At 36.7% G+C, this 17,568-nt stretch carries 15 protein-coding genes, 1 other RNA gene and 1 other annotated feature; of the genes, 4 read left to right on the forward strand and 12 right to left on the reverse strand.

All coding sequences use genetic code 11. The features are described from left to right. Nucleotides 1-14 precede the first annotated feature (14 nt). The 4 genes from ACIQX2_RS10510 to cymR all read right to left on the reverse strand — a co-directional run bounded on the left by ACIQX2_RS10510 (nucleotide 15) and on the right by cymR (nucleotide 3,452). The gene (locus ACIQX2_RS10510) at nucleotides 15-671 is read right to left on the reverse strand and encodes a tetratricopeptide repeat protein (protein ID WP_402849723.1); all 657 of its coding nucleotides are present in this window, start codon (nucleotides 669-671) and stop codon (nucleotides 15-17) included. Nucleotides 672-686: 15 nt separating this feature from the next. Then, nucleotides 687-1,799 carry a tRNA 2-thiouridine(34) synthase MnmA gene (mnmA, locus tag ACIQX2_RS10515; RefSeq protein WP_402849725.1) on the reverse strand — a complete coding sequence of 371 codons (1,113 nt, stop codon included), beginning with the start codon at nucleotides 1,797-1,799 and terminating at the stop codon, nucleotides 687-689. A gap of 89 nt (nucleotides 1,800-1,888) precedes the next feature. After that, a complete protein-coding gene (locus ACIQX2_RS10520) occupies nucleotides 1,889-3,019 on the reverse strand; it encodes a cysteine desulfurase family protein (protein WP_402849728.1) in 1,131 nt (376 codons plus the stop codon). Between the two features lie 10 nt (nucleotides 3,020-3,029). Continuing rightward, complete coding sequence (gene cymR, locus ACIQX2_RS10525; protein WP_402849730.1) at nucleotides 3,030-3,452, reverse strand: cysteine metabolism transcriptional regulator CymR; 423 nt, start codon at nucleotides 3,450-3,452, stop codon at nucleotides 3,030-3,032. 137 nt (nucleotides 3,453-3,589) lie between these two features. Here cymR and ACIQX2_RS10530 point away from each other — a divergent pair, with 137 nt between their 5' ends. Then, nucleotides 3,590-4,876, forward strand: coding sequence for a replication-associated recombination protein A (locus tag ACIQX2_RS10530; RefSeq protein WP_402849733.1), 1,287 nt, complete (start codon nucleotides 3,590-3,592; stop codon nucleotides 4,874-4,876). Nucleotides 4,877-5,260: 384 nt separating this feature from the next. Here ACIQX2_RS10530 and ACIQX2_RS10535 read toward each other — a convergent pair whose 3' ends face one another. From ACIQX2_RS10535 to ssrS, 3 genes are all read right to left on the reverse strand, one after another. After that, nucleotides 5,261-5,455 (reverse strand): hypothetical protein, encoded by a 195-nt coding sequence (locus tag ACIQX2_RS10535; protein ID WP_402849736.1) that lies wholly within the window; start codon nucleotides 5,453-5,455, stop codon nucleotides 5,261-5,263. 62 nt (nucleotides 5,456-5,517) lie between these two features. Beyond that, on the reverse strand, nucleotides 5,518-6,279 hold the full coding sequence (locus ACIQX2_RS10540) for a tRNA threonylcarbamoyladenosine dehydratase (RefSeq protein WP_402849738.1): 762 nt from the start codon (nucleotides 6,277-6,279) through the stop codon (nucleotides 5,518-5,520). A gap of 93 nt (nucleotides 6,280-6,372) precedes the next feature. After that, nucleotides 6,373-6,557, reverse strand: a non-coding RNA gene (gene ssrS, locus ACIQX2_RS10545) — 6S RNA. 191 nt (nucleotides 6,558-6,748) lie between these two features. Between ssrS and ACIQX2_RS10550 the strand changes: the two genes are divergently transcribed. After that, nucleotides 6,749-7,375 (forward strand): LysE family transporter, encoded by a 627-nt coding sequence (locus ACIQX2_RS10550; RefSeq protein ID WP_402849741.1) that lies wholly within the window; start codon nucleotides 6,749-6,751, stop codon nucleotides 7,373-7,375. A gap of 71 nt (nucleotides 7,376-7,446) precedes the next feature. After that, nucleotides 7,447-8,688, forward strand: coding sequence for an MFS transporter (locus ACIQX2_RS10555; protein WP_402849744.1), 1,242 nt, complete (start codon nucleotides 7,447-7,449; stop codon nucleotides 8,686-8,688). 46 nt (nucleotides 8,689-8,734) lie between these two features. Here the strand turns inward: ACIQX2_RS10555 and ACIQX2_RS10560 are convergent, their stop codons facing one another. The 3 genes from ACIQX2_RS10560 to hisS all read right to left on the reverse strand — a co-directional run bounded on the left by ACIQX2_RS10560 (nucleotide 8,735) and on the right by hisS (nucleotide 12,702). Beyond that, a complete protein-coding gene (locus tag ACIQX2_RS10560; protein ID WP_402850518.1) occupies nucleotides 8,735-9,001 on the reverse strand; it encodes a YqhV family protein in 267 nt (88 codons plus the stop codon). 639 nt (nucleotides 9,002-9,640) lie between these two features. Next, on the reverse strand, nucleotides 9,641-11,413 hold the full coding sequence (aspS, locus tag ACIQX2_RS10565; protein ID WP_402849747.1) for an aspartate--tRNA ligase: 1,773 nt from the start codon (nucleotides 11,411-11,413) through the stop codon (nucleotides 9,641-9,643). Beyond that, the gene (hisS, locus tag ACIQX2_RS10570) at nucleotides 11,410-12,702 is read right to left on the reverse strand and encodes a histidine--tRNA ligase (protein ID WP_402849750.1); all 1,293 of its coding nucleotides are present in this window, start codon (nucleotides 12,700-12,702) and stop codon (nucleotides 11,410-11,412) included. Before hisS ends, aspS begins: the two co-directional genes overlap by 4 nt. A 185-nt stretch (nucleotides 12,703-12,887) precedes the next feature. Beyond that, nucleotides 12,888-13,125: a binding site (T-box leader), on the reverse strand. A 113-nt stretch (nucleotides 13,126-13,238) separates the two neighbouring features. Here hisS and ACIQX2_RS10575 point away from each other — a divergent pair. Continuing rightward, complete coding sequence (locus ACIQX2_RS10575) at nucleotides 13,239-14,789, forward strand: N-acetylmuramoyl-L-alanine amidase family protein (RefSeq protein ID WP_402849753.1); 1,551 nt, start codon at nucleotides 13,239-13,241, stop codon at nucleotides 14,787-14,789. A 68-nt stretch (nucleotides 14,790-14,857) separates the two neighbouring features. Here the strand turns inward: ACIQX2_RS10575 and dtd are convergent, their stop codons facing one another. Continuing rightward, nucleotides 14,858-15,295, reverse strand: coding sequence for a D-aminoacyl-tRNA deacylase (gene dtd / locus ACIQX2_RS10580; RefSeq protein ID WP_402849755.1), 438 nt, complete (start codon nucleotides 15,293-15,295; stop codon nucleotides 14,858-14,860). Between the two features lie 26 nt (nucleotides 15,296-15,321). Then, entirely contained in the window at nucleotides 15,322-17,514 is a 2,193-nt protein-coding gene (locus ACIQX2_RS10585; RefSeq protein ID WP_402849758.1) for a RelA/SpoT family protein, read from the reverse strand. Between the last annotated feature and the right edge of the window lie 54 nt (nucleotides 17,515-17,568).

Genomic DNA, 17,568 nt, shown 5'->3' on the forward strand with positions numbered 1-17,568 from the left:
CCTCCAAAGTTTCATTAATTTCGTAGAGAAATCATGTCATACACGTAGCGTGCTTGATCATAATTGGGTTGAAGCGTGAAAGCTTCTTTTAAATGGGATAATGCAGCTTCTGTGTCCGATGTAGAAACAGCATATAAAACGCCCAAATTGTAGTGAGCATCTGCATTTTCTGCGTCCATCTCTACTATTTCTTTAAAAACAGGTTCTGCTTGTTCGAACATTTCTAGGCTAGCAAGAGCGATACCATAAGATAATTTCACCTGAATATCGTCTGGCGCCAGCTCATACGCTCTTTGTAAATAGGGTAGTGAGAGCTTTGTTAGCCCTTCTTTTTCAAGACTCTTTCCAAGCATATAATAAGCGTCTGGCCCTTCAATACCACTTGCGATTGCTTTTTCATATAACTTAGCCGCTTCCTCAAATCTCTCCGCATTATAGTATAAGTTTGCAAGACTATAATAGGCCGTTGCTGCATCCTCATCTAATGTAATTGCTTTTTGGAAAAACTTCTCTGCTCGTTCATCTTCATTCATCGAGGATAAAAGATTCCCAAAATTAATATAACCGATTGCCTCATCTGGATTTTCTTCAATTGCTTTTGTAAAAAGCTCGACTGCTTTTTCGTAATCCTCTTCTTGTATAGCTTGAATTCCTAATTCATTGTAGTTCATGAATATTACCTCCAGTTATCCAACATAATCCAGTTTATGGCCATCTTTAAAAACTTCATCAATGGTTGCTCCACCTAAACATTCATCACCTTGGTAAAACACTACGGCTTGTCCTGGTGTAATAGCACGCACTGGTTCATCAAATATAACTCGAACTCGGTTAGCATCTATCAATTCTACGAAAACACCTACATCTTCTTGGCGATAACGGAATTTAGCTGTTGCTTTGAAAGTTTGTGGTTTTTCTAATGTTGTTGTAAAAGATAAATCAGTAGCCGTTAAGCTAGTTGAAAACAATGCATCATTGTTAATATTTTGCCCAACGAGCAATACATTTCTGTCCAAGTCTTTCCCGATTACGAACCAAGGATCACCTGAACCACCAATGCCTAGACCATGACGTTGACCAATTGTATAATACATCAACCCATCATGCTGTCCCATCACGTTTCCATCCATTGTTTCCATGGCACCTTGTTGCGCAGGTAGGTATTGGCTCAAAAATTCCTTGAAATTTCTTTCGCCAATGAAACAAATTCCAGTGGAATCCTTTTTCGTCGCTGTAGCAAGACCTTGCTCTAATGCAATTTCACGCACTTTTTTCTTTTCTAAATGTCCAATTGGGAACATTACTTTTTCCAATTGTTCTTGATTCAATTGATTTAAGAAATACGTTTGATCTTTATTATTGTCCTTACCACGGAGCATACGAGTTTGACCGTCGCGAACTTCTACTTGTGCATAATGACCAGTTGCCAAGTAATCTGCACCTAACGCTAATGCATGCTCTAAAAACGCTTTAAATTTAATTTCTTTATTACACATTACATCTGGGTTAGGAGTTCGACCTGCTTTATACTCTTCTAAAAAGTAAGTGAAAACCTTATCCCAATACTGCTTTTCAAAGTTTACTGCATAATAAGGAATACCTATTTGGTTGCAAACTTTTATCACGTCTTCATAATCTTCTGTGGCAGTACACATACCAAATTCATCTGTGTCATCCCAGTTTTTCATGAAAATGCCTATTACATCATAACCTTGTTCTTTTAGTAAATAAGCGGCAACAGAAGAGTCTACCCCTCCGGACATTCCTACTACTACTCTTGTATCTTCTTTCTTTTTCATCCTATTCACTCATTTCACATCAATCTTTAACTTCATAGTAGGACATACAAACTCAAGCTAAATGAAGTTAAAAGTTTAGCGAGTTTGATCTATAAAACTATTTTGCTTATTTTATGTGCTGCTTCTATCACTTGCTCTAGTGTGTTGTTTAATCCGAAACTAAAACGGACCGAATTTCGCAGCTCTGGTGTATTCTCTCCAAACATCGCTACTAGTACATGAGACGGATCAATAGAACCGGCAGTACAAGCAGAGCCGCTAGATGCGTCAATTCCAGCTAAATCTAATTGCACTAGAAAAGTCTCCACGTCTGTATTCGGAATACTAATATTCAATACATGCGGAAGCACAGTTTCATATGAGCCATTCACTTTAAAAGGGACTCCAAGTCTCTTTAACTCAGACAAGAAAGTTTGTTTTAATTGATTATAAGCTAGAGAACCTTCGGTAAGAGCTGCTTGTTTTAATTGGACTGCCTTTGCAAATGCAACAATAGCTGGTACATTTTCCGTTCCTGCCCGTTTTTTTCGTTCCTGCTGGCCACCGTAAAAAATGGGCTTAAGCATAACACCTTTTCGCTGATATAAAAAACCTATCCCTTTAGGTCCATTGATTTTATGACTGGAAACACTTAGTAAATCAATTTGTGCTTTGTGAACATCTATTGTCAAACTTCCAAATGCTTGTACAGCATCTGTATGGAAATAGGCTATGTGATCCTTCAATAGCTCTCCAATTTCCTCGATTGGTTGAACAACGCCTACCTCATTATTTGCAAACATAATGGAAACTAAAATAGTATCTTTTCTAAGCGAACTTTTCAAGTCATCTATACTGATTAATCCATTTTCATTTACGGGTAGGTACGTTACTTCAAACCCATCTTTTTCAAGCTGCTCACAAGCGTGAAGCACGGCATGATGTTCGATTTGTGTTGTAATAATATGCTTACCTTCGTTCTGTCTAGCGTATGCTGTGCCAAAAATAGCGTAATTATCTGCTTCTGTACCACCGCTAGTAATGGTAATTTCCGTTTCATGGGCTCCAATACTTTTAGCTAAAATCGTTCTAGCATCATCCACTTTTTTTCTTGCTTTTCTACCTGTTTGATGGATGCTAGATGGATTTCCGTACTCGTCCTTCATTTCAGCTGTATAGACTTGAATTACTTCTTCGGCCATCGGTGTTGTAGCTGCATGATCCAAATATATTCTAGTCATTTTAAACTCCTTATATATAAAACATATATCCAGCGTTCCCCGGATCGTTTTCAGTATATTTTGCAAGGTCTTCAATCGTAGTTGTATCCAGTACATTTTTTACCGCGTCTCGTATACGCATCCATAATTCTCGCTGTGGCGGTGCTTCCTCTTCAATTCCCTCAACGATTTGAATTGGACCTTCCAAAACTCGAATAACATCTCCTGCCGTAATTTCACTAGGTATTTTTGATAGCATATAACCACCATATGCTCCCCTTACACTCTTCACTAGTCCTGCATTTCTAAGAGGTGATACAATCTGCTCTAAATACGCTTCAGACAAATTATATTCTCCAGCAATTTGTCTTAGGGCAATAGGACCCTCTCCATATTGCTTTCCTAGAGCCACCATTATCGTTAAACCGTATCTTCCCTTTGTTGAAAATTTCAATATAATTCACCTCATAAGATTAAAAAAATTCTTTCCCTAGTATAGCATAATTACACGGTATATCGACTTCAAAATGACTTTTGAGACAATCTTCTATATAATAAAAGAACAAACGTACGAAAAAAGGAGAGATCATGTTGCAAAACGAACCTTTAGCATATCGAATGAGACCTCAAACTATAGACGAACTCGCTGGTCAACAGCATGTTATAGGAGAAAATACCGCTTTATATAAAATGATAAAAAATGGACATGTACCGTCTATGCTTCTATACGGCGACCCCGGAGTTGGCAAAACTTCCCTAGCTTTTGCCATAGCCGGTACGACAAAACTTCCCTTCGTCGCATTAAATGCAACTAAAGCTGGAAAAAAAGATGTAGAAGATGTAGTAGCTGATGCACGTATTAGCGGAAAAGTAATTCTATTCCTAGACGAAATTCATCGTTTCAATAAGCTGCAACAGGATACATTGCTTCCCCATGTAGAAAATGGATCGATTATTTTAATCGGTGCAACAACAGAAAACCCCTTTCACGATGTAAACCCAGCGATTAGGTCACGTTGCGGAGAGATCAAACAACTAAAAAGACTGACAACTGATGACATAGATTTACTTTTAAAAAGAGCGTTAGAAGATAAGATAAAGGGTCTTGGTCAAATGAATATTCAAATTACCGAGGCTCAAAGAAAACTAATCGCCGACGCAGCAAACGGTGATGCTAGAAAGGCTTTGACATTATTAGAATCTACTATTTTTGCAAGTTTTGAAGAAAATGGAGTAACGATTGTTGAGGATTCCACCTTAAAAAGCCTTGTAGATCGGGTTGGTGTGTTCGGGGATAAAAAAGGCTCTCACTTTTACAATTTGCTCTCAGCACTTCAAAAATCTGTCCGTGGTAGTGATACGGATGCTGCTCTCTATTATTTAGCACACTTATTGGAAAATGGAGATTTAGTAGCCGTATCCAGACGATTACTGGTGATGAGCTATGAAGATATTGGACTTGCTAATCCATCTGTTGGACCACAAGTGTTAGCAGCTATTCAATCTGCAGAGCGATTAGGATTACCAGAAGCAAGAATTCCTTTAGCCAATGCAGTTGTACTAATGTGTTTATCAGAAAAATCCAATTCAGCTTATCAAGCATTGGACGCTGCCATCAATAGTATCCATCAAGGAAAAACCGGAGATATTCCAAGTCATTTAAAAGATACACATTATGCTGGAGCTGCTGATTTAGGGCATGGTGGTTATATTTATCCGCATGATTTTAAAATCGGTACGTTTGGAGGCTGGGTCAACCAAACCTATCTTCCAGATAATCTTGTCGGCAGTACATTTTACAAACCAATTGAAGCTGGAGAAGAAAAAAGATTGGCCGCTATATATAATCGATTAGAGAAATTTAAAATAGAAAAATAAATAAGAAAGACCGGGGCAAAAGACGCCCGGTCTTTTAAAGTCAAAAACGTAGAGATTCCGTTGATTTTCACTTCGGTCGGAAGCTTTCCGTGGGCACGGCTCGAGCCTATAGTCTCTCCCTCGTGCTTTCCCACTGGAGTCATCGACCTGCTGCTGTAAGAGAAATTATAGGATTATTCATCCTAAATAATCCTATAACCCAGTATTCACGGAACATTTTTTATACTTTCTTATCTTTCAAAAAATCCAGTCACCTTAAAAAGGGACTGGATTTTTTATGGTTTAAACACCCATTTTACGTCTTGTAATACTTACTTTTTTGGTTTGCTCCTGCGCAAAGCTCATCGAAGAACTAATATTTACTTGACTAAAAAGAAGAGATAATTATACACCCATTTTACGTCTAGTATTACTTACCTTCTTAGTTTGTTGGCTTTTCATTTTCTGATTTCCAGTAGAACCGTTAAGGGAATTTTTATTACCTGTAGATTGATTCTTTTTTTCTTCAAGCTTTTGCTTAACTGCTTCTTGAAGCGTCATTTTCTTTTTTGGTGTTTCTTGGTTATTTGTTTCAGTCATTGTATTTCCCCTCCTTGTATACATACAATTAGTATAAATCATCAGGAAAAAACTTCAAGCAATTACTTTACACGATTTATGTGAATATTTTTTGATATGTCATTTATTACCCAGCTTGCACATATCAAACCGACTGTAGACGGAACAAATGCGTTAGACGAAGGTGGCATTTTTGCTTTTCTAATAGCTGCTTCTGGTTTGCCAACTGTTCCAACTACATCTTCTCGTACAATAATTGGACTTTCATCGGAAAATACAACCGTTATACCCTTTGTTATATGATCTTCTTTACGAAGCTTCGCACGTATAACTCTTGCAATTGGATCTGTATGAGTTTTAGAAATATCGGCAATCTTAAAACGAGTTGGATCTGTTTTATTGGCAGCACCCATACTTGAAATAATTTTAATATTACGTTTTAAGCATTCTTTCATCAAGTGAATCTTATAAATGATCGTATCAGATGCATCAATTACATAATCAATATTCATCGCAAAAAATTGTTCATACGTTTCTTCTGTATAAAACATATGCATATCGATAACTTCACATTCAGGATTAATGTCGGCAATTCGTTCCTTCATTACTTCTGATTTTGAACGCCCAATTGTTGATATGTAAGCTACTAGCTGGCGGTTTATATTCGTTATGTCGACATTATCCTTATCTACTAATATAATTCTGCCCACACCACTTCTAGCACAAGCTTCTGCTGCAAAGGAACCAACTCCACCCACACCTAATATAGCCACTGTTGTATTTTTTAGTAATTCTATACCCTCTTTACCTACTGCAAGTTCATTTCTTGAAAATTGATGTAACATAAAAAACACTCCATTTAAATCAGATTAGTAGGATAATAAAATCCCATGAAAAACCCTCCAGCAAAATTGCTAGAGGGATATTTAAAAAATGATACGAATCCCAATCGTGCCGACAAATAGAGCGTATCGTTTTGAACCCGCAAGTTGCAGGTGGGTGTCCTCTTTATTAATTCTGGCGTCCCTATTAAGGGCATGTCATTCATAATAAAAGTTAGACTCCCAACGATATAATTGTTCGGTCAAAACTGATTGGCAAATTGCGAACACATCAGGATTCGTGTTATTTGTATAATAGCACATCAATATCGAAACATCAATCATTTTGTCGTCCATTTTACTAACTATTCTGAATAATAGGTAAATAGAATTATTTTGGTTTAATTAACCTTAAATAATATTTAGCTCCTTCAGTTGTAAGGATAGTCCATCGTGAATAAGATTCATCATACACGAAAAATGGAGGAAATGAATGAATTCTTTAAGTACATATTTCTTGTTAGGAATCTCCTTGGCAGCACCAATTGGACCTGTTAAAGCGACACTCCTAAATACCGGAATAAAAAATGGTTTTTTCCATGCATGGTTTTTTGGGATGGGGGCAATTGTTACAGATATTATTTATATGCTCTTGGTTTATTTTGGAGTTGGTCAATTTATTGATTCTCCGTATATGCGAATATTTTTATGGTGTTTCGGCTTTTTTGTGCTTATGTACACAGGAATCGAAAACTTAATGACGCTAAACAATATTTCTATGGATCCAAAATTTCGAAAGGTTGTTCGTTTACGGCACTCTCTACTGGCTGGTTTGCTAATGGCTTTTTTGAATCCATTAACAATTCTATTTTGGCTTGGAATTTACGGCTCTATTTTAGTAAGTGGCGGAGGTCAAATATCTGGTATTGAAACCATTATTATAAGCCTAGCCATATTACTTGGAATTGGATTTGTAGATTTTATAATGGCTTTCTTATCAAGTAGTTCACGAAATTTGTTATCGACTCCGGTTTTAAAAGCCATTTCATTTATTTCTTCTTTATGTATGATTGGTTTCGGGATCTATTTTGGCATGCAAGCGTTCTATGCACTGTTTTAAAAACTAGTTGAACGTATATTGTAATCCCCATAGGAAAACATACCTTAAAGATCATTAGTTGAGGTGTGCAAATGATAAAAAATAGTAATCAAACTGACAATGTAAGTATATGGTGTGTTATAAGTATGGCCTCTATACCACTCGTCATGACACTTGGCAATTCCATGCTGATTCCAATCTTACCTGTTTTAGAAAAAAAGGTAGGTATTAGTTCCTTCCAGTCCAGTATGATTATTACTAGCTATTCCATTGCAGCTATTTTTCTAATACCTGTTGCAGGATATCTATCTGATCGTTTCGGGAGAAAGGTCGTCATTTTACCTAGCCTAATTTTAGCACTAATTGGCGGTATTATTGCGGGTTTTGCTTCATGGAAAATGGACGACCCCTTTATTTGGATTATCATCGGAAGAATCCTTCAAGGAATGGGTGCTGCTGGTGCAATGCCAATAGTATTGCCACTGGTCGGAGATTTATATAAGGATGACGATGAAAAAACCAGTTCCTGTCTGGGGATTATAGAAACCTCTAACACCTTTGGAAAGGTGTTAAGTCCTATTCTAGGATCGGTTTTGGCAGCAGTATTATGGTTTTTACCTTTCTTTTCAATATCAATTTTTAGTTTAATTTCCATCCTATTGATATTTTTCTTTGTAAAAGTACCAAAAGAGAAAGATGAACCAATTAAATTCAAAGACTTTTTAAGTAACACTAAAAAAACATTTAAAAAAGAATGTAAATGGCTATTAACTGTATTTATAAACGGTGCTTTTGTTATGCTTCTATTATTCGGCGTGTTATTTTTCTTGTCCGAAATGCTTGAAAAAACACATAATATAAAAGGGATAAAAAAAGGATTCGTGATAGCCATTCCACTTCTTATGCTTTGTATCGCTTCTTTTATAACTGGTCGAAATATTAAAGGAAATGTATCTACTATGAAAAAAATGACTATGATTTGTTTAATAATCATGTCTATTAGTGTGGTATTTATAGGTTTTACAAAAGAAAAATTGATCCTCTTATTAATCGTGACAAGTTTGATGGGTATGGCCATTGGTGCCTTGCTACCGGTATTAGACGCACTAATTACTGAAAATATAAAAAAAGAAGAACGGGGCACAATCTCTTCTTTTTATAGTTCTGCAAGATTCATCGGTGTTGCGGCTGGTCCACCAATCATGTCGCTAGTGATGAAAAATTACCTTAATATTAGTTATATTGTTGCTGGCATAATTGGAATTCTCCTCTTTTTTCTTGCGATGAAACTTATAAAAGTAGAAGAAATCGAAGGACAACATCATAATGCTTAAAATTAATGGACTGGAAAGCTCTATGCTAACCAGTCCATTTTATATTTCAATTTGATTTTAAGCTATAAAGAATGAGCAGTATACCAGCAAATAAGCAGACCATTCTTGTTAACGATATTTTTTCAGATAAACCCGTTAAGCCTATGCCAGTTGTGACTATTAAGACTACTGGACCTACTAATGCTAGTAGGGAGTTAATATAAAATGCTTTTTCTAAGTCATTAAATTTGATCATGAGCATTGCTGCGGATAACTCAATACTTCCCGAAAGTAATCTAAGTATGATAATAAACAATAGCGCCTTCTCAATAATCAGTTCCTTCTACCCCTCTTTAATAAAAGAATATGTACTATAGAAATTATATGTAAGTATCACAACTTTTATTAAGTTCTAAAAAAAACCGAGCAACTAGTTATGCACGGCTCGAGCCTGTAGTCTCTCCCTCGTGCTACCCCACTGGAGTCGCCGACCTGCGCTACAATCTACAAAAACCTCTTAATAATATAATTAAAGTGTATACAATATCACATAAAATAAGCGGTCTTACTCTATCTTCATCATAAAAATTAAGGTTTGCTTTCTACATCTATCATTGGACAACAATCCAAATTCAAAAAAGATTACAAGTAATTATTGATCACTAAAATTTGACCAATCTTTTTATGTAGCCATAAGCTATGCAAAATCTTTCGTGTAGTAGTAGTCATTAATTGATTGGAGTGAAAGGTGGCGACTTCAGCGGGATGAGTGAGACAGATGAGAAATCACAGCGGCGCGGTAGCGACGGTGATAGCTCATCGCTCACCCCGTGAAACGCGTCCACCAGTAACGGAAATCAGTAGTATTTTTTATTCTAAAAAGTATATTGATCCCAGTGCTTAGGGGTATTTTTTGAACTAAATTTAAAAAAAAGGATTCATCGCAATGATAACACGATGAATCCTTCTAAAATTATTTTGTTGTCTTTAATTTCAAGCTCAAGCTTAGCTCATCTAACTGAGCCTCGGCCACTGGGCTAGGTGCAGATGTTAATAAATCACTTGCACTTGCTGTTTTCGGGAATGCAATTGTATCACGTAGATTAGTTCTTCCTGAAAGAAGCATCACTAATCTATCTAATCCAAATGCAACTCCCCCGTGTGGAGGTGTCCCATATTCAAAGGCTTCCATTAGGAAACCAAATTGAGCCTTCGCTTCCTCATCTGAAAAACCAAGAACTGCAAACATTTTTTCTTGAACGTCTCTAGAATAGATACGTAAAGACCCTCCACCCAATTCATAGCCATTCAATACTAAATCATACGCTTGAGCACGTACTTTGCTAGGATCACTATCCATTAAAGGAAGGTCCTCGTCAAACGGTCTTGTGAATGGATGGTGTGCCGCATAATAGCGTCCTTCTTTTTCATCGTATTCGAATAAAGGCCAGTTAACTACCCATAAGAATTCAAAACGTGATTCATCAATTAACCCAAGATCTTTTCCAAGTTTTAAACGCAATGCACCTAATGCATCTGCTACAACTGATTTTCTATCAGCAACAAATAATAATAAGTCTCCCGCTGTTGCCTCCAATGTTTGAATTAGACTTGAAGCTGCTTCCCCTTCGAAGAACTTAGCAATTGGACCTTTCAAACCTTCTTCGTCCACTTTCAACCAAGCAAGCCCTTTTGCACCATAAACTGCTGCGAATTCTCCAAGTGCGTCAATATCTTTACGAGAATAGTTCGCAGCTGCACCTTTCACATTAATAGCTTTTACTTGACCACCGGCCTCCACAGCGGAAGCGAAAACTTTGAATGAGCTGTCTTTCACTAATTCCGAAAGATCAACTAGTTCTAACCCAAAACGAACATCCGGTTTATCTGATCCAAAGCGATTCATCGCCTCGTCATAATTCATGCGGTTGAAAGGAATCGTTACGTCTACGCCTTTAACATCCTTCATAATCTTTTTCATCATACGCTCGTTCATTTCCAAAATTTCATCCATCGAAAGGAAACTCATTTCCATATCGATTTGAGTGAATTCTGGTTGACGGTCTGCACGTAAATCTTCATCACGGAAACAGCGCGCAATTTGATAGTATTTTTCAAAACCTCCAACCATAAGCAGTTGCTTGAACAACTGTGGTGATTGAGGAAGTGCATAGAATTCTCCATCATGAACTCGACTTGGTACTAAATAGTCGCGTGCTCCTTCAGGGGTAGATTTCGTTAAAATAGGTGTTTCCACTTCTAAGAATCCTTCATCATCTAAAAAGCGTCTAACCGTTTTCGTAATATCTGAACGCATTTTGAAAGTATCATACATTTCTGGTCTTCTTAAATCTAAGTAACGATATTTTAAACGAATATCTTCCCCAGCATCTGTTTGGTTTTCTATCGTAAACGGTGGATTTTTAGCTTCGTTAATAATGCGAGCCTCCGTAGCATGTACTTCAATTGCCCCAGAAGAAATATTTTTGTTCACTTGGTTTGCAGCTCGAGCAACTACAGTACCTTTTACTTCTACAATAAATTCATTACGTAATTTATCTGCAATTTGAATAGCTGAATCGGAAATCTCCGGATTAAAAACTACTTGTACTAGCCCTGTGCGATCACGTACATCAACAAATATTAAACCACCTAAGTCTCTTCTTTTTTGTACCCATCCGATAAGTTCGACTGACTCGCCGATTTGTTGTTCATTTAATTGTCCACTTGTATGTGTTCTACTCATTGTTCCTCTGCCTCCAACTTTGTTGAACTAGTCTTTATTTGATCTATTAATGAACTGAATGGTACTAATTCTTGATTTCCAGTTGATAAATCCTTTAACATCGCACTATCTTTTTCTAATTCATCATCACCGATTACTAATACATATTTTGCTTTTAGACGATCAGCTGATTTCATTTGAGTTTTCATTTTACGATCTAAATAATCCATCTCTGCAGTAATTTTATGCTGTCTTAACTGATACGTGAGCTCTACTGCTTTTTTCTTTGCAGCTTCTCCTAAACCAATTACGTAGACATCTAATGTAGATACCTCGGACCATTCATTATTTTCTGCTGCAATAGCTAACAATAATCTTTCAATACTCATAGCAAAGCCGATTCCAGGTGCATCAGGTCCACCTAGTTCTTCCACTAATCCGTTATATCTTCCACCACCAGCAAGCGTTGTAATTGCGCCAAAGCCTTCAGCTGCACTCATAATTTCAAATGCAGTATGGTTATAATAATCTAAGCCACGCACTAAATTAGGATCTATCTCAAACGGAATATTTAAAATTGTTAAGTATTCTTTTACTTTTTCGAAATAAGCAGCCGATTCTTCATTTAAAAAATCTGCTAAAGAAGGTGCCGTTTTCATCAACTGGTGATCACGATCTACCTTACAATCCAAAATACGTAATGGATTTTTTTGTAATCTATTTTGACAGTCTGAGCAAAACTCTTCAATATGTGGTTCGAAGTGAGCAACTAATGCTGCTTTGTGTGCCACTCGACTTTCTGTGTCCCCAAGGGAATTAATCACTAGTTTTAGCTTCTTCAATCCTGCGTTTTGATAGACTGACATTGCTAAAGAAATAACTTCCGCATCAATAGCTGGATCTGCACTTCCAATTGCTTCAATCCCAAACTGTACAAATTGGCGATATCTGCCTGCTTGTTGACGTTCGTAGCGGAACATTGGTCCCATATAATAAAGCTTCACAGGCTGATCTGGATAACCGAACATTTTATGTTCAACAAACGCTCTTACAGTTGACGCCGTGCCTTCCGGACGCAATGTAAGGGAACGATTTCCTCTGTCTTGGAATGTGTACATTTCTTTTTGAACAATATCCGTCGTATCTCCAACACTTCTAGTAAATAAATCAGTATGCTCAAAAACAGGGGTTCTAATTTCTTTGTACTGATACATACGACATTGTTCTCTAATTAGTTCTTCAACTGCTTGCCATTTACCAGTTTCTGCTGGCAAAATGTCTTGTGTTCCTCTAGGTACTTTAATATCCATGGCAATTGCCCCTTTCTTGAATGCATAATAGAAAAGCTTAAGCGCCCTGCTTAGACCCAAGAAGCTGCTCTCAGGTCCGAATCGAAAGCATCTTTCCAGCTTTCAAACGAGGAACTAAAAGCGACCTCGAGGACTGGGTGCTGAAGCTAAACATATAAAAAAGCCCTCATCCCCTGCTAAAAATAGCAAGGGACGAGAGCTTATATAAGCTTCCGCGGTTCCACCCTAGTTGGTCATAAATAATGACCCTCTCGATTCTGGATAACGGCCAGTTCCGTTTCTGCCTACTAAAGAAAAATCTCTTTCGACAAAAATCCTCTCGAATGTTGTTCACTGAATGCGTATGCAGGAAAGATTTCAGCCACGTCTTTCCCTCTCTTATCATTCGTTTTAAACAGCTACTTTTTCGGTCATCGGTTTGTTTTAGTTTTTGATTATACTTTATCTTAATGACGTAAGACAAATAAGTCAACCCTTTTGAAGAAAAGGTAGAATTTTTTCGCTAGACTATTTACAATGAGAATAGAGGTGATTCAATGAACGCTAAAATAATACATAAAATGACCATAATTTTTTTATCTGCATTTTTACTTATGCCATACTTACAAGCAGACGCCCAGGAAAATGAAGTTAGCGTAAATGTAACTTCATTAAAAGTAAGATCAGGTCCCGGTATAACATATGATACGATCGGTGCTGTTACAAAAAATGACAAATTAAACGTAATCGGCAAAGAAAATGATTGGCTTCAAATTAATTTTGGAAGTACCACTGGGTGGGTTGCTAGTTGGTACACAACAAAGGAATCTCTTGAGTTTACGAACAAACAAATTATTTCAAAGGTAAATCGTTTAAATGTACGTACAGAACCTACAACCTCTTCCGCAGTTATTGGTCAATTACAAGAGGGCGATTCTGCGAATGCGTACAGATCTCAAGCGGATTGGATTGAAATAGACTTTCAAGGTAGAAAAGGTTGGATAAATCAATCCTATATTACTATAACAGAGCAAACAAAAAACAAAGATACGTCCTTGCCTTCAAGTGAAAATATATTTGAGGTTTCAGTCAATGCACTAAATGTTCGGTCTAAAGCCGATTTAACTTCCAAGAAAATAGGAAAGGCCTATAAGGGTGATAAATTTCCTGTTATTGACTCGGTTCATAATTGGGTGAAAGTTGAACTAGAAAACGGAGACGAAGGATGGTTGTACAGTTTTTATGGAACATTATCGAGTCCTGAAACAACTAAATCCGTAGAAAAAAACGGCACTATTACTATTCTCTATAATGGAACAAACCTCCGTTCCGAAAGCACAACCAATAGTGAAGTAATCACTAGGGCTGATGCCGGCACTACATTTCCGGTTGCTGAAAAAGTAAATGATTGGTATAAAGTAAAAATAAATGATCAAACTGCTTATGTTGCAAGTTGGCTAGTTTCTGCATCATCCACTACATCTAACATTATTGAAACATTTAAAGATAATAACAATAAAGAAACAGAGAAAAAAAAGGATATCACTCGTAAAAAAGGCACTTTAAAAGGGCTAACTATTGTCATCGATGCAGGACATGGCGGGAATGACCGTGGGACAACAGGTGCACTCGGAACAGATGAAAAAGATATTACGTTACTCACTTCAGAATTGCTTTCATCCAAATTACAAGCAGCTGGTGCTAATGTGATTCTAACAAGGCAATCGGACGAATATGTAGAGCTCCGTAAACGTGTATCTATTGGACACCAAGTCGATGCGGATGCATTCATTAGCCTTCATTATGACGCGATCGATAATAGTTCGGTTAGAGGTTTTACAACATACTATATGCATAGCTACCAAAAAGAGCTCGCTAAGTATGTCCATAATGGGCTTAGTAAAATGATTTCCTTAAAAAATCGAGGGACACAACCAGGAGATTATTTAGTGTTACGAGAAAATAGACAGAAAGCTATTTTAATCGAGTTAGGGTATTTAAGTAATCCTTCTGAAGAACGGAATGTGACTACCCAAAACTACCGTGAACAAGCAACACATGGTATTTATAATGGAATTATTAATTACTTTGATGCTCAATTAGATTAACCCTAATTTATGAAAAAAAGTTGTACAAATTACTCCGTATAAGAGTAATTTATACAACTTTTTTCTAGTTATGCTTCTAACATGATAGTAACTGGACCATCATTCGTAAAAGTCACGTCCATCATTGCACCAAATACACCCGTTTCTACTTGCAAGCCTTTCGCCTGTAGTTTTTCATTGAAAAGCTCCCATAAAGGTTTAGCAATTTCTGGTCTAGCTGCCTCTATAAAGCTCGGTCTTCTGCCTTTTCTCGTATCAGCGTATAAAGTAAATTGAGAAACCGACAATATACCGCCATTCACGTGATCGATTGAATGGTTCATTTTGCCTTGGTCATCCTCAAATAGACGAAGACCAACCACTTTCTCTACAAGATAATCTATTTCTTTTTCAGAATCTGTTGACGTAATACCTACTAGCAATAAATAGCCTTTGTCAATTTTACCAGTGACTTGTCCATCCACTGTAACACTTGCATTTTTACAAAGTTGCAGTAACACTTTCATGAAAAGTTAAACTCCTTTTCTTGCAATTAATTGATAATTCGTTGTACAGAATATATATCAGGTAATTGTTTAATACGATCTGCTATTCTGTTTAAGTGAGCAGTATTTGAAATAAGAATAGTTAAATGAATTATCGCAATATCATTTTCTGATTTACCAGTTACCGCAGCAATATTCGTTTTAGATTCATTTACTACTTGTAAAACTTCATTTAACAAGCCAGAACGATCATATGCAGATACTTCAATATCCACTTGATACTCTTTTTTGGTTGTTGTATCTGATCTTACCCATTCAACTTCAATAATCCGAGAATTAGTGTTATCGTTGTGAACATTTGGACAGTCTGCGCGATGAACTGAAACTCCACGCCCTTTTGTTATAAATCCGACTATTTCATCCCCTGGGACGGGGCTACAGCAGCGCGATAAGCGAATTAGCATATTCTCAATTCCCTTAACAATCACACCTGACTCTGTTGTCTTATTAACCGTGGGAGCCTGCATTTCAGTTGTTATCTTCTCTAATGCTTCTTCCTGATCTCGTATCTTCCGCATTTTTTCCGCTAAGCGATTCACTACTTGTTGTGCAGTAATACCATTAAAACCTACAGCTGCATATAAGTCTTCTTCACCCGTAAATGCGTATTTATCACATACTCTTTTTATATTTTCATTTGTTAGTACTTCTTTAATATCAAAATTTTGGAATTTAATTTCTTTTTCTATTTGTTCTTTTCCTTTAATAACGTTCTCATCACGAACCTGCTTCTTAAAGAACTGTTTTATCTTATTTTTTGCTTGAGAAGATTGGGCTATTTTAATCCAGTCTCTACTCGGACCAAATGATTGTTTGGAAGTTAACACTTCTATGATGTCCCCTGTTTTTAGCTTTGTATCTAGTGGAACCATTTTACCGTTAACTTTTGCACCGATTGTTTTATTTCCAACTTCTGAATGTACTCGGTAAGCAAAATCTATTGGAACAGAGCTTGCAGGTAGTTCTACAACGTCACCTTTTGGTGTGAAAACATAAACCATATCTGAGAATAGATCAAACTTTAAGGATTCCATAAATTCTTCTGCGTTCGAAGATTCATGCTGATATTCTAAAATTTCTCTAAACCAAGTTAGTTGCGAATCAATTGTTTTTTTATCGGCTTCTACTTTTTTACCTTCTTTATAAGCCCAGTGAGCAGCGACACCGAATTCCGCAATATTATGCATTTCCTCCGTGCGGATTTGAACTTCTAAAGGCTCTCCATTTGGACCAATAACAGTTGTATGCAAAGATTGGTATAAATTCTGTTTAGGCATCGCGATGTAATCCTTGAAACGCCCAGGCATAGGCTTCCAAAGCGTATGAATAACACCTAGAACGGCATAACAATCTTTAATGCTATCTACGATGATTCGCATTGCTAGTAAATCATAGATTTCATTAAATTGTTTGTTTTGGACGATCATTTTACGATAAATACTATAAATATGCTTTGGACGACCAGATATATCAGCTTCAACTTCCATTTCACTTAGCTGTTTTCGAATATCTTCCATCACATTATTTAGATAGGATTCACGTTCTGTACGTTTCTTCTTCATAAAATTAACTATTCGATAATATTGCTGAGGATTTAAATACCGTAATGCAGTATCCTCTAGCTCCCACTTGACTGCTGAAATACCAAGACGATGAGCAAGTGGTGCAAATATTTCTAAGGTTTCATTGGAGATTCTACGCTGCTTTTCTTCTGGTAGATGCTTCAAAGTACGCATATTATGTAAACGATCGGCAAGCTTTATAAGGATTATACGGATATCTTGCGCCATTGCTATAAACATTTTCCTATGATTTTCGGCCTGCTGTTCTTCTTTAGACATGTACTTAATCTTACCTAATTTTGTAACGCCCTCTACTAACAGGGCCACTTCTTCGTTAAATTGTTCTACTATATCTTCACGAGTGTATTCTGTATCTTCTACCACATCATGTAAAAAACCAGCAGCAACGGTTTCTGGATCCATTTGTAAATCAGCAAGAATACCGGCTACTTGAATTGGATGTAGAATATAAGGTTCACCCGAGTTTCGGAATTGTTCTCTATGTGCATGCTCCGCTAGCGCGTAAGCTTTCTTAACAAAGTTCACATGCTCCTCATTCATATAAGTAAAGAGTGTTTCAAACACATCTTCTGCCGTCTTCACTTGATCTTTAGCCATGCCAACTCACCTGATTTCGTTTTTTATTTCTAAAATAGTATATAAACTATATTG

Source organism: Psychrobacillus sp. NPDC096623 (assembly GCF_044762655.1).
Lineage (GTDB): Bacteria > Bacillota > Bacilli > Bacillales_A > Planococcaceae > Psychrobacillus.

Excerpts from the sequence above, each read along its gene's own strand:
- ACIQX2_RS10585 (WP_402849758.1), bottom strand. The coding sequence starts at position 17,514 with ATGGCTAAAGATCAAGTGAAGACGGCAGAAGATGTGTTTGAAACACTC.
- ACIQX2_RS10550 (WP_402849741.1), top strand. The coding sequence starts at position 6,749 with ATGAATTCTTTAAGTACATATTTCTTGTTAGGAATCTCCTTGGCAGCA.
- ACIQX2_RS10575 (WP_402849753.1), top strand. The coding sequence starts at position 13,239 with ATGAACGCTAAAATAATACATAAAATGACCATAATTTTTTTATCTGCA.
- hisS (WP_402849750.1), bottom strand. The coding sequence starts at position 12,702 with ATGGATATTAAAGTACCTAGAGGAACACAAGACATTTTGCCAGCAGAA.
- aspS (WP_402849747.1), bottom strand. The coding sequence starts at position 11,413 with ATGAGTAGAACACATACAAGTGGACAATTAAATGAACAACAAATCGGC.
- ACIQX2_RS10510 (WP_402849723.1), bottom strand. The coding sequence starts at position 671 with ATGAACTACAATGAATTAGGAATTCAAGCTATACAAGAAGAGGATTAC.
- mnmA (WP_402849725.1), bottom strand. The coding sequence starts at position 1,799 with ATGAAAAAGAAAGAAGATACAAGAGTAGTAGTAGGAATGTCCGGAGGG.
- dtd (WP_402849755.1), bottom strand. The coding sequence starts at position 15,295 with ATGAAAGTGTTACTGCAACTTTGTAAAAATGCAAGTGTTACAGTGGAT.
- ACIQX2_RS10555 (WP_402849744.1), top strand. The coding sequence starts at position 7,447 with ATGATAAAAAATAGTAATCAAACTGACAATGTAAGTATATGGTGTGTT.
- ACIQX2_RS10520 (WP_402849728.1), bottom strand. The coding sequence starts at position 3,019 with ATGACTAGAATATATTTGGATCATGCAGCTACAACACCGATGGCCGAA.
- ACIQX2_RS10535 (WP_402849736.1), bottom strand. The coding sequence starts at position 5,455 with ATGACTGAAACAAATAACCAAGAAACACCAAAAAAGAAAATGACGCTT.
- ACIQX2_RS10540 (WP_402849738.1), bottom strand. The coding sequence starts at position 6,279 with ATGTTACATCAATTTTCAAGAAATGAACTTGCAGTAGGTAAAGAGGGT.